12 protein-coding genes and 1 pseudogene are annotated in these 11,198 nt (G+C 71.8%); 11 read left to right on the forward strand and 2 right to left on the reverse strand.

What is annotated here, in order from left to right:
* From EYQ95_RS24990 to EYQ95_RS25040, 11 genes and pseudogenes are all read left to right on the forward strand, one after another.
* Positions 1-277, forward strand: a pseudogene (locus EYQ95_RS24990) (coproporphyrinogen III oxidase); the annotation flags it as partial.
* A 242-nt stretch (positions 278-519) separates the two neighbouring features.
* Entirely contained in the window at positions 520-2,010 is a 1,491-nt protein-coding gene (ccoN, locus tag EYQ95_RS24995; RefSeq protein ID WP_132331726.1) for a cytochrome-c oxidase, cbb3-type subunit I, read from the forward strand.
* A gap of 10 nt (positions 2,011-2,020) precedes the next feature.
* Positions 2,021-2,635, forward strand: a complete 615-nt coding sequence (ccoO, locus tag EYQ95_RS25000; RefSeq protein ID WP_132331728.1) for a cytochrome-c oxidase, cbb3-type subunit II — start codon at positions 2,021-2,023, stop codon at positions 2,633-2,635.
* Positions 2,636-2,638: 3 nt separating this feature from the next.
* Positions 2,639-2,779 carry a cbb3-type cytochrome c oxidase subunit 3 gene (locus EYQ95_RS25005; protein WP_132331730.1) on the forward strand — a complete coding sequence of 47 codons (141 nt, stop codon included), beginning with the start codon at positions 2,639-2,641 and terminating at the stop codon, positions 2,777-2,779.
* Positions 2,776-3,723, forward strand: coding sequence for a cytochrome-c oxidase, cbb3-type subunit III (ccoP, locus tag EYQ95_RS25010; RefSeq protein WP_132331732.1), 948 nt, complete (start codon positions 2,776-2,778; stop codon positions 3,721-3,723). Before EYQ95_RS25005 ends, ccoP begins: the two co-directional genes overlap by 4 nt.
* A gap of 10 nt (positions 3,724-3,733) precedes the next feature.
* Positions 3,734-4,033 (forward strand): hypothetical protein, encoded by a 300-nt coding sequence (locus EYQ95_RS25015; protein ID WP_132331734.1) that lies wholly within the window; start codon positions 3,734-3,736, stop codon positions 4,031-4,033.
* Entirely contained in the window at positions 4,030-5,574 is a 1,545-nt protein-coding gene (locus tag EYQ95_RS25020; RefSeq protein ID WP_132331736.1) for a 4Fe-4S dicluster domain-containing protein, read from the forward strand. Before EYQ95_RS25015 ends, EYQ95_RS25020 begins: the two co-directional genes overlap by 4 nt.
* The gene (locus EYQ95_RS25025; RefSeq protein WP_132331738.1) at positions 5,571-6,068 is read left to right on the forward strand and encodes a FixH family protein; all 498 of its coding nucleotides are present in this window, start codon (positions 5,571-5,573) and stop codon (positions 6,066-6,068) included. Before EYQ95_RS25020 ends, EYQ95_RS25025 begins: the two co-directional genes overlap by 4 nt.
* 42 nt (positions 6,069-6,110) lie before the next feature.
* Positions 6,111-8,486 carry a heavy metal translocating P-type ATPase gene (locus tag EYQ95_RS25030; RefSeq protein WP_132331740.1) on the forward strand — a complete coding sequence of 792 codons (2,376 nt, stop codon included), beginning with the start codon at positions 6,111-6,113 and terminating at the stop codon, positions 8,484-8,486.
* Entirely contained in the window at positions 8,483-8,647 is a 165-nt protein-coding gene (gene ccoS / locus EYQ95_RS25035) for a cbb3-type cytochrome oxidase assembly protein CcoS (RefSeq protein ID WP_132331742.1), read from the forward strand. Before EYQ95_RS25030 ends, ccoS begins: the two co-directional genes overlap by 4 nt.
* Positions 8,637-9,356 (forward strand): sulfite exporter TauE/SafE family protein, encoded by a 720-nt coding sequence (locus tag EYQ95_RS25040; protein WP_132331744.1) that lies wholly within the window; start codon positions 8,637-8,639, stop codon positions 9,354-9,356. Before ccoS ends, EYQ95_RS25040 begins: the two co-directional genes overlap by 11 nt.
* 83 nt (positions 9,357-9,439) lie before the next feature.
* Here the strand turns inward: EYQ95_RS25040 and EYQ95_RS25045 are convergent, their stop codons facing one another.
* Together EYQ95_RS25045 and EYQ95_RS25050 are read right to left on the reverse strand one after the other, a co-directional pair.
* The gene (locus EYQ95_RS25045; protein WP_132331746.1) at positions 9,440-10,201 is read right to left on the reverse strand and encodes a helix-turn-helix domain-containing protein; all 762 of its coding nucleotides are present in this window, start codon (positions 10,199-10,201) and stop codon (positions 9,440-9,442) included.
* Positions 10,202-10,526: 325 nt separating this feature from the next.
* On the reverse strand, positions 10,527-11,198 hold a 672-nt coding region (locus EYQ95_RS25050; protein WP_132331748.1), incomplete at its 5' end, for an efflux RND transporter periplasmic adaptor subunit.

Raw genomic sequence — 11,198 nt, forward strand, 5'->3', positions numbered from 1 at the left:
CCAGCTGCGCGCCGACCTCATCCAGGCCCTCATGTGCCAGGGCGAAATCCCCGTGCGGGCGCTGGAACGGCGGTACGACATCGCCTTCGACCAGTACTTCGGCGCGAGCCTTGAGCGCCTGCGGCCGCTGGAGGCCGATGGTCTCGTGAGGCGGGAGCAGGACCGCATCGTCGCCACGCCGCAGGGGCGACTGCTGCTGCGCAACCTCGCCATGTGCTTCGACGCCTACCTGGGACAGGCCTCCGGCGCCCGGCCCCGCTTTTCCAAAGCGATCTGAAACAGTCCCGGACCCCGCGCCAACCGGCGGCGGCCCCGCCCCCGACAAGCGCCCCTGGACCGGCCGCAGGGCGCTGCAGCCGCTTGCCGGAAGGGCCGATGGGCGTTGCATGTCCTTGATTTCCATACCCCTGCCGCTCGGCGTCGAGGCAGGGGACGTGACTTGATCCGGATCAAGTCCGTGGTGAAGGCCATGTCGACAATGCACGCGTGGCAAAGAATCCCTCCCTTCAGGTCCATCCCATGACCGTTCTCGACACCTCCGTCGCCGCGGCCGCCGATACCGCACGCGCGGCGCCCGTCGCCAAGCCCGCGGCGGCGACCTACAACGACCGCGTGGTCCTGCAGTTCTCCGTGGCGACGGTGCTCTGGGGCATCGTCGGCATGGCGGTCGGCGCGTTCATCGCCGCCCAGCTGTACTGGCCCTCGCTCGGCTTCGACCTTCCCTGGCTGAGCTACGGGCGCCTGCGCCCGCTGCACACCAACGCGGTGATCTTCGCCTTCGGCGGCTCCGCGCTGATGGCCACCAGCCTGCACGTGGTGCAGCGCACCTGCGGCGTGCGCCTGCTCTCCGACAAGCTGGCCTCGTTCGTGTTCTGGGGCTGGCAGGCGGTGATCCTCGCGGCCGCGATCACGCTTCCGCTGGGCCTCACACAGGGCAAGGAGTACGCCGAGCTCGAGTGGCCCATCGACCTGCTGATCACCGTGGTGTGGGTGGCCTACGCCGTGCTGTTCTTCGGCACGATCATGAAGCGCGCCAACAAGCACATCTACGTGGCCAACTGGTTCTACGGCAGCTTCATCATCGCCGTGGCGCTGCTGCACATCGTCAACAACCTGGCGATCCCGGCCGGCGCGTTCAAGTCGTACCCGATCTACTCGGGCGCGGTCGACGCGATGGTGCAGTGGTGGTACGGCCACAACGCCGTGGGCTTCTTCCTGACCGCCGGCTTCCTCGGGATGATGTACTACTTCGTGCCGAAGCAGGCAGGCCGCCCCGTCTACTCGTACCGCCTGTCGATCGTGCACTTCTGGGCGCTGATCGCGGTCTACATGTGGGCCGGCCCGCACCACCTGCAGTACACCGCGCTGCCGGACTGGGCGCAGTCGCTGGGCATGGTGTTCTCGCTGATCCTGCTGGCGCCCTCGTGGGGCGGCGCGATCAACGGCGTGATGACGCTGTCGGGCGTGTGGCACAAGCTGCGCACCGATCCGATCCTCAAGTTCCTCATCGTCTCGCTCAGCTTCTACATGATGAGCACGTTCGAGGGGCCGATGATGTCGATCAAGACGGTCAACTCGCTCTCCCACTACACCGACTGGACCATCGGCCACGTGCACGCCGGCGCGCTGGGCTGGGTGGCGATGATCTCGGTGGGCTCGATCTACGCGCTGCTGCCCAAGCTCGTCGGCCGCGACCAGATGTACTCGGTCAAGGCCATCGACACCCACTTCTGGCTGCACACCATCGGCGTGGTGTTCTACATCGCCTCGATGTGGATCGCCGGCGTGATGCAGGGCCTGATGTGGCGCGCCACGAACGCCGACGGCACGCTGACCTACAGCTTCGTCGAGTCCCTCAACGCCACCTATCCGTACTACCTGGTGCGCCTGGGCGGCGGCCTGCTCGTGGTGGCCGGCATGCTGCTGATGGGCTGGAACGTGCTGAAGACGCTGTCCCCGGAGCGCAAGCCCGCCGCCGCGCAGCCGCTGCCCGCCGCCGCGCGCGCCTGAGGATCACGACATGAGCAAGTCACACGAGAAAGTCGAGAAGAACGTCGGCCTGATGGCCGTGCTGATCGCGGTGGTCGTCTCCTTCGGCGGCCTGGCCGAGATCGTCCCGCTGATGAACCAGGCCGAGGCCATCGAGCCGCTGCCGGGCGTCAAGCCCTACCCCGCGCTGCAGCTGGCCGGCCGCGACGTCTACATCCGCGAGGGCTGCTACAACTGCCATTCGCAGATGGTGCGCACGCTGCGCTTCGAGACCGAGCGCTACGGCCACTACTCGCTGGCCGGCGAGTCGGTGTACGACCGCCCCTTCCAGTGGGGCTCCAAGCGCACCGGGCCGGACCTGGCGCGCGTCGGCGGCCGCTACTCGGACGACTGGCACCGCGTGCACCTGATCAACCCGCGCGACGTGGTGCCCGAGTCGAACATGCCCGGCTTCCCCTACCTGGCCGACGCGCCGGTGGACGGCGTGCAGGTCACGCGCAGCATGAAGGCGCTCAAGGCGCTGGGCGATCCGTACACGCAGGCCGAGATCGACAGCGCGGCCAAGGACGTCGAGGGCAAGACCGAACTGGACGCCGTGGTCGCCTACCTGCAGGCGCTCGGCAAGAACGCGCCGCGCGGAGGCTGAGCCATGGTCTCGGGAATCGTGACCGCGATCCTGCTGGTGCTGTTCATCGCCGGCTGGGTCTGGCTGTGGCGTCCGTCGCGCAAGGCGGAGCTCGATGCGGCAGCGAAGCTGCCACTCAATGAAGACGGGGAGGACGCTCGATGAGCGCCGGATGGACATGGTTCGTGATCGCGCTGGTGGCACTCAACATCGCCGGCTGCGTATGGCTCCTGTGGTGGACGGCGCGTCGCCGGCCGGGCGATCCCGCGCCGACCGACACCAGCCACGTGTGGGACGATGACCTCACCGAGTACAACAAGCCGTTGCCGCGGTGGTGGATCAACCTGTTCTACATCACCATCGTGTTCTCGATCGCCTATATCGCCTGGTACGGTGGCCTGGGCAGCATCGACGGCATGGGCAAGTGGTCGTCGGCGCAGGAGCACGCGGCGGAAAAGTCGAAGCAGGACGCCCGCCTCAAGGAGACGTTCGCGCCCTTCGACGGCCAGCCGATCTCGGTGCTGGCGAGCAACGACCGCGCGCTATCGCTCGGCCGCTCGATCTTCAACAACACCTGCGCCACCTGCCACGGTTCGGCGGCGCAGGGTGCGATCGGCTACCCCGACCTCACCGACGACATCTGGCACTGGGGCGGCGAGCCCGACCAGGTGCTGCAGACGGTGCTCGACGGCCGCGAGGGCGTGATGCCCGAGTGGGGCAAGGTGCTGCGCGGCATGGGCGGCGAGAACGCGGTCGACTACGTGGCCAACTACGTGCTGGCGCTGGGCGATGCGAAGGCGATGGAGAACAACTACCTCGCCGCGCAGGGCAAGAAGCTCTACGACGGCGTCTGCGTGGCCTGCCACAGCGCCGATGGCACCGGCAACCCCGCCATGGGCGCGCCGGACCTGACCGACGACTACTGGATGTACGGCGACAGCAAGGAGTCGATCGTCCAGACCATCGAGAAGGGCCGCCACGGCGTGATGCCGGCGCACCGCGAGCTGCTCGGCGAGACGCGCGCCCGCCTGGTCGCCGCCTACGTCTGGTCGCTGTCCAACCCCGCCAAGCCCGGCGCGGCCTCCACCGCCGCCACCGCCGGCCGCTGAGGAGCCCGCGATGTCGAAGCCGCAGCCCGTGTTCGACCACCCGCCGCGCCCGATGGCGCAGCGGGTGGGCGCGATCCTCTGGCCGAGCTTCTTCGCGGCCGGCGTGTGCACGATGGTGTTCTTCGCGCACGTCGACCCCCTGCAGCTGCGGGACATGACGTTCCCGCAGCTGCCGCTGAGCCGTGAACTCGGCTACAGCCTGGGCTTTTTCATGTTCTGGGCCGCCACCGCGGCCTCCAGCCTCTTCACCTGGATCCTGCTGCGGCCTGCAAGCCGCTTCAACCGCCCGCTCCCCCCGGGACCGCAATGAACCGTCAGATTCCGCTGGAAGTCGTCGAGGCGCCGCCCTCGCTCTACGTCAGCGAAAAGAAGGTCTATCCGCGTGCCGTCGCCGGCCGGCTCAACTCGCTGCGCACGGCGGCGGTGGTCTGGCTGCTGGGCATGTTCTACCTGTTCCCGTGGCTTCGCTGGGATGGCCGCCAGGCGGTGCTGTTCGACCTGCCCGCGCGCAAGTTCCACGTCTTCGGCCTGACCTTCTGGCCGCAGGACTTCCTGTTCCTGGCGCTGCTGCTGATCATCGCCGCGCTCGCACTGTTCTTCTTCACCGCGCTGGCCGGGCGCCTGTGGTGCGGCTACGCCTGCCCGCAGACGGTGTGGACGGAAGTCTTCCTGTGGATGGAGAAGTGGACCGAGGGCGACCGTGGCAAGCGCATGAAGCTCGACGCCGGCCCCTGGACGCGCGAGAAGGTGCTGCGCAAGGGCGCCAAGCACGCGCTGTGGGCGGTGTTCGCGCTGTGGACGGGCTTCACGTTCGTCGGCTTCTTCACGCCCATCACCGACCTCGGCGCGCGCCTGGTGCCCTTCGACTGGGGCGGCTGGGAAACGTTCTGGGTGCTGTTCTACGCCCTGGCCACCTGGGGCAACGCGGGCTTCCTGCGCGAGCAGGTCTGCAAGTACATGTGCCCCTACGCGCGCTTCCAGAGCGCGATGTTCGACCGCAACACCCTGATCATCGCCTATGACCCGATGCGCGGCGAGCCGCGCGGACCGCGCAAGCGCGGCCTCGCCAGCGCGCTCGAGCGCGCCCGCGGCCTGCTGGACAAGGTCACCGCGCACGACTACGTCTTCCGCGCCGCCCAGCACCCCACCGCCGCCGCGGCGCTCGCCGGCGCGCAAGGCACGATCACTTTCGCCGGCGCGGGCGTGGTGGCCGAGCCGCTGCCCAAGTTCGCCCCCGACCAGCTGGGCGACTGCATCGACTGCACCATCTGCGTACAGGTCTGCCCCACCGGCATCGACATCCGCAACGGCCTGCAGTACGAGTGCATCGCCTGCGGGGCCTGCATCGACGCCTGCGACGACGTCATGGGCAAGATGGGGTATCCGAAGGGCCTGATCCGCTACTCCACGCAGAACGCGATCGACGGCAAGCCCACCCGCGTGCTGCGCCCGCGCATCCTCGTGTACGGCAGCCTGCTGCTGGGCCTGTGCTTGGCCTGGGCCTGGGGCGTGACCCACCGCGACCCGCTCATCGTCGAGGCCCTGCGCGACCGCAACGCGCTGTACCGGGTGGTCGAGGACGGCGCGGAGAACAGCTACACGCTCAAGCTGGTCAACAAGACCGACGCCCCGGCGCGCTACAGCATCCGCATCGAGTCCGACACCAGGGGCCTCGCGCTGCGCGGCGTGCAGCCGGTGGTGGAGCTCGCGCCGCAGCAGGTGCTGTCGCTGCCGGCCACCGTGCACGCGCCGGCCAGCGTGAAGGGCCGCCACGCGATGCGCTTCGTGGTGGACTCGGCCGACGGTTCCGTGCGTGAATCCGTCGACAGCAGCTTCTTCGGACCGCAATGACGCAGGGCAAGCGCGCCGGCTGGCGCAATCCCATGCTCTGGCTGGTATGGGGCATTCCCGCCGCCTCCATCATCGCCGGCATCGGCCTGGTGATCGTCGCCGTGCGCCAGCCCAACGACGCCATTCCGGACAAGGTGCGCCGCACCGCGCAGATCCAGGTGGCCGACCTCGGCCCGGACGAGCGGGCGCGCACGCTGCGCCTGCGCGCGCTGCTTCGCGCGGAGGACGGCGTCGTGGAGGCCCTGCCGGTTGCGGGAGATTTCGACCGCGCACGTCCGCTGGTAGCCACGCTGCGCCATCCCGCCCGCGAGGCGGAGGACCGGCGCATCGAACTGGCACCTACCGAGCTCGGCTGGCGCGCGGGCGCCGACGTCGACCTCACGCACGACTGGAACGTCGAGCTCGCGCCCGCCGACGGGCGCTGGCGCCTGCTCGGCCGCCTGCCGAAGGGACAGCACGCGGTGGCGCTGCAGCCAGCCCTGCAGGCGCCCTGACCGCGATCCGGCGCGCACGCGCCTTCGCGGCGACCTCCGCCCATGGATTCCCCCACCGTCCCCCTCGGCTGTTTCCACTGCGGCGAGCCCCTGCCCGCGCGGCCCGCGCAGGTCGAGCTCGACGGCGCCATGCGCGCCTTCTGCTGCGACGGCTGCGCCGCGGCCGCACGCTGGATCCGCGAGTCTGGCCTCGACGACTACTACCGCCTGCGCAGCGACACGGCCTCGAAGGTCGGAACCGACGCCGTCGACTATTCGGTCTGGGACCGCGAGGACGTGCTGGAAGGCCATGCCCGCGAGGTGGACGGCGGCCGCGAGATCACCGTGCTCACCGACGGCATGCGCTGCGCCGCCTGCGCCTGGCTGATCGACCGCGCGCTCGCGCGCGAGGCGGGCGTGGTGGACGTGGGCGCGAACGCGGTCACCGGCCGCATCCGCGTGGCGTGGGATCCGCAGGCCGCGCCGCTCTCGCGCGTGCTCGCGCGGCTGGCCTCGCTGGGCTACAAGCCGTACCTCGCCGGCGGCGACGCCGACGAGCAGGCGCGCCGCCGCGAGCGCCGGCGCTCGCTGCTGCGCCTGGGCATCGCCAGCCTGGGCGCGATGCAGGCCATGATGTTCGGCGAGGCGCTGTACCTCGACACCGAGGGCAGCATGCCCATCGCCACGCGCGACTTCCTGCGCTGGATCACCTTCCTGGTCTCCACGCCGGTGGTGTTCTACGCGGGCTGGCCCTTCATCGAAGGCGCCTGGCGCGAGCTGAAGCTGCGTCGCCTGGGCATGGACGTGCTGGTCAGCACGTCGACGCTGCTGGCCTACTTCGCCAGCGTCTACGAGACCGTCGCCGGCGGCGTGCACGTCTGGTACGACGCCGCGGTGATGTTCGTCTTCCTGCTGCTGGCGGCGCGCACGCTGGAGGAACGCGCGCGGCGCGCGGCGAACGCGCAGGTCGATGCCCTGGCCCGCGCCCGCCCGGTGCTCGCCACGCGCGAGCGTGAGGACGGCGCGCGCGAGACCGTGCCCGCCGCGGCGCTGCGCGTGGGCGACGTCGCGCACGTGGCCGCCGGTGAACCGGTACCCGCCGACGGCATGCTGCTCGACGCGCCCGCGCGCTTCGAGGAGGCGCTGCTCACCGGCGAGCCCGAGGCCGTCGAACGCCAGCCGGGCGACGCGGTCTACGCCGGCACGATCTGCCGCGAGCAGCCCGCGCGCCTGCGCATCACCCGCATCGGCGCGGACACCCGGCTGTCGGAGCTGTCGCGGCTGGTCGAGCAGGCCCAGGCGCATCGCCCGCGGCTGGCGCAGGCCGCCGACCGCATCGCGGGCGTTTTCGTCGTCGCGATGCTGGCGGTGGCCGCCGTCACGTACTTCGCCTGGCGCCTGCACCAGCCCGAGCGCGCGCTGGAAGTGACGCTGGCGGTACTGGCGATCTCCTGCCCCTGCGCGCTCTCGCTGTCGATTCCCGCCGCGCTGGCCGCGGTGCACGGTGCGCTCGCCCGCATCGGCCTGCTGGCGGCCAAGCCCGACGCGCTCGACCGCCTGGCGCGCGCGACGGACGTGGTCTTCGACAAGACCGGCACGCTCACCGACGGCCGGCCCGCGCTGGGCGCGGTCGAGGCCTTCGACGGGTTCGATCCCGGCCGCGCCTTGCGCATCGCCGCGGCGCTGGAATCGGGCAGCACGCATCCGCTCGCGGCCGCCTTCGCGCAGGTGCGCGACGCCCCCGTGGCGGCCGGCGTGAAGCTGGTCCCCGCCCAGGGCCTGTCCGGCGAGGTCGAGGGCGTGCCGTGGCGGCTGGGCCGCGCCGGTTTCGCCGCCGCGCGCGAGGACGACGACGCGCTCTGGCTGGGCGACGGCACGCGTGCCGTGGCGCGCTTCGCGATCCGCGAAGCCCTGCGTCCCGACGCCCGCGAAGCGCTGGACCGCCTGCGCGCGCAGGGCCTGCGCCTGCACCTGGCGAGCGGCGACGCCCCGTCCCGGGTCGATCGCGCCGCGGCCGAGCTCGGCATCGACGCCGTGCGCGCCCGGCAGACCCCCGAGGACAAGCTGGCCTACGCCCGCGCCCTGCAGGCCGAGGGGCGGGTGGTGGCGATGGTGGGCGACGGCCTCAACGACGCGCCGGTGCTGGCCGGCGCCGACGTCTCCATCGCCATCGGCTCCGGCGCCGCGCTCGCCCAGCGCGCGGCCGACCTCGTGCTGGCCTCGCATTCGCTGCTGCGCCTGGCACAGGCGGTCGAGCTGTCGCACCGCACGCGGCGCGTGATCCGGCAAAACCTCGCCTGGGCGCTGGGCTACAACGTGCTCGCCCTTCCGGCGGCGGTCATGGGGCACGTGCCACCATGGCTGGCCGCGCTGGGCATGGCGATCTCCTCGCTCACGGTCACGCTCAACGCGCTCAGGCTGACCCGGAGGCCCGCGTGAACATCCTGCTGCTGCTCATCCCGCTGAGCCTCGTGCTGCTGGTCGCGGCCATCTGGGCCTTCTGGCGCGCGGTCAAGGGCGGCCAGTTCGAGGACCTGGACACCCCGGCCATCGACATCCTGCGCGACGATCCGCCGCGCCCGCCCCGCGATGCCGATTGACTGGATCACCCTCGGCGCCGCGCTGCTCACCGGGCTGGTGGGGAGCGGCCACTGCGCGGTGATGTGCGGCGGCATCGCCACCGGCTTTTCCGCGATGGCGCCGAACGCGGGCTGGCGCTACGTGGTCGAGCCCAACCTCGGGCGCGTGCTGGGCTATGCCGGTGCCGGTGCGATCGCGGGAGGCGTCGGGCACGCCATCGTCGACGTCGCCTCCCTGCCCTGGCTGCCCACTGCTCTGCGCGTGGCGACGGGACTGGTCCTGCTGCTGGTCGGCCTGCGGCTGGTGCTTCCGGAAACCAGGACGGGCGCCGCCAGCCTGCAGGGCGGCCTGTGGTCGCTGCTGCGGCCGCTCCAACGCCGCCTGCTGCCCGCCAACACCTCCGGCAAGCGCCTGGCCCTCGGCGCGCTCTGGGGCTGGATGCCCTGCGGCATGAGCACCGCGCTCCTCACCGCCGCCTGGATGCAGGCCAGCGCGAAGAACGGCGCATTGACGATGGCCGCCTTCGGCCTCGGCACGCTGCCGGTGATGCTGCCGCTGACGTGGTCGGGCATGCACGTGGGCCGACGCCTGCTGCGCGGCAACGCGCGCCGCGTGCTGGGCGCCATCGTCGCGCTGGCGGGGGTGCTCACCATGGCCGCGCCCTGGCTCATGGGCGTGCCGGGGCTGCATGACGTGCTCGTCGCGCTGGGTTGCGTTCCGCGGCACTGAAGCCGGCGGTGGGCCGGCGCCGTCGTCCCGGGCGGATCGGCCCGCCGGGGCCGCGAACCGGCAGGGAGGCTCTCCGGGCGACGTCAGGCGCGTGCGCGCGAGCGGGACTCGCCCGCGTTGTCCGCACCATGCGCCAGGCGCTGCAGCTCGGCCATGTCGAGGATCTCCACGCGACGGCCGTGCACGGCGATCACGCCGTCCTCCTGCAGGCGGGTGAATCCGCGGCTCACCGTCTCCAGCGCAAGGCCGAGAAAGCGCGCGATGTCCTCGCGGCTCATCGGCAGGCGGATCAGCTGCCCGTTCTCGCCGATCGTCTGCAGGCGCTCGGACAGGCCATGCAGGAACAGCGCGATCCGCTCGTTGGCCTGCCGGCGCACGAGGATCTCGCGGTGGTCCTGGTCGCGGCCCAGACTCTGGCCGATGACGCGCATCAGCTGCCGCTGCAGGCCGGGGATGCGCGATGCCACGTCGGAGAGTTCGGAGAACGGCACCTCGCAGACGTTCGCGCGCGTGAGCGCCACGGCCTCCACGCGGTGCTCGCCGGTGCCCAACGCGTCCAACCCGATCAGCTCGCCCGGCAGGTGGAAGCCGATGACCTGCTCGTCGCCGGCCTCCGTCACCAGTACCGTTTTGAACGCGCCATCGCGCGCCACGAACACCGAATCCAGCGCGTCGCCCTGCCGGAACAGGCGCTCGCCGCCTTCCACCGGCCGCTTGCGCTTGACGATGTCCTCCAGCATCTGCAGTTCCTCGCGGCCGATGCCGGCCGGCAGGCAGAGCTGCTGGAGGGTGCAGCTTGCACAGCCGCGTCGCAGGGTGATCAGGTCGAGGGTCGCTGCGCTCATCGGGACGTCGGCACGAAGGTCGGACTCAGGTTAGCCGCCCGCTGCTGAGTGCGACATGATGCGCCGCACGACATCGACCGGAGCGGGCTGCACGCGGCCCGGCGCGGGTCGGCCGCCGCCGGTGTGCATGCACCCGGCGCGCCATTGTCCCCCGACTGCCGCTCCTGGGCGCGGCTTTCGCGGCCCGCGGCCCGCCCATGGGTGGAACGCAGCATCCGATGCTCCGTACGCACCGGGATGGCCGGCGAGGACCGGCACCGGCGTTTCGCGGCAGGGCGTCCCGAGAGACCTTGCGCGCGGCGGCGTCCTGCCGGACGCAGGCCGGTCAGCGCGCGACCGCCACGCGGCGGCATTCGCGCACGGTGTCCCCGGGATGGACGACGACCCTCGCGCCCTCGCGCAGGCCGTCGAGGATCTCGGCGCGGTCCTCGCCGACGTGGCCGACGCGCACGTGGCGCAGGCGCGCCCGGCCGCCCTCGACGGCGTAGACCGCCCAGCGGCCGCCGTCGCGGAACAGTGCCGCGAGCGGCAGCGACGGCACGGAGGCCCCTCGCCAGACGACGAATCGCGCATCCACGCGGTAGCCGTCGCCGAGTGCGACCGGCGGCGCGCCGACCAGCCGCACGACCACCGGCACCCGTTGCTCCTCCACGCCCAGCGCCGACACCTTGACGAATGCGCCCGGCTCCACGCGCGCCACCACACCCTCCAGCGCGCGCGGGCCGCCCCAGTTCGCCAGCTGCACGCGCGTTCCCGGCGCGATGCGCACGGCATCGGCGGTCAGTACGTCGACGACGACCTCCAGGTCGCGCAGGTCCCCGATCTCCAGCAGCGGCTGGCCCGCCACGACGGTGGCCTCGCTTTCCGCGAGGCGCCTGACCACGCGGCCCGCCACCGGCGCCTCGACGATGATGCGGCGCGCGTCCGCACCGGCCGCGCCCTGCAACGCGATCACCGCGCGCGCGGCGCGCTCGCGTGCCTGCGCCGCGGCCAGCCG

The organism is Lysobacter sp. N42, from assembly GCF_004344885.1.

Bases quoted from the DNA above. Each gene is read 5' to 3' on its own strand.
- ccoP (WP_132331732.1), top strand. From the start codon at position 2,776: ATGAGCGCCGGATGGACATGGTTCGTGATCGCGCTGGTGGCACTCAAC.
- EYQ95_RS25025 (WP_132331738.1), top strand. From the start codon at position 5,571: ATGACGCAGGGCAAGCGCGCCGGCTGGCGCAATCCCATGCTCTGGCTG.
- EYQ95_RS25020 (WP_132331736.1), top strand. From the start codon at position 4,030: ATGAACCGTCAGATTCCGCTGGAAGTCGTCGAGGCGCCGCCCTCGCTC.
- EYQ95_RS25015 (WP_132331734.1), top strand. From the start codon at position 3,734: ATGTCGAAGCCGCAGCCCGTGTTCGACCACCCGCCGCGCCCGATGGCG.
- EYQ95_RS25040 (WP_132331744.1), top strand. From the start codon at position 8,637: ATGCCGATTGACTGGATCACCCTCGGCGCCGCGCTGCTCACCGGGCTG.
- ccoO (WP_132331728.1), top strand. From the start codon at position 2,021: ATGAGCAAGTCACACGAGAAAGTCGAGAAGAACGTCGGCCTGATGGCC.
- EYQ95_RS25005 (WP_132331730.1), top strand. From the start codon at position 2,639: ATGGTCTCGGGAATCGTGACCGCGATCCTGCTGGTGCTGTTCATCGCC.
- EYQ95_RS25030 (WP_132331740.1), top strand. From the start codon at position 6,111: ATGGATTCCCCCACCGTCCCCCTCGGCTGTTTCCACTGCGGCGAGCCC.
- EYQ95_RS25045 (WP_132331746.1), bottom strand. From the start codon at position 10,201: ATGAGCGCAGCGACCCTCGACCTGATCACCCTGCGACGCGGCTGTGCA.
- ccoN (WP_132331726.1), top strand. From the start codon at position 520: ATGACCGTTCTCGACACCTCCGTCGCCGCGGCCGCCGATACCGCACGC.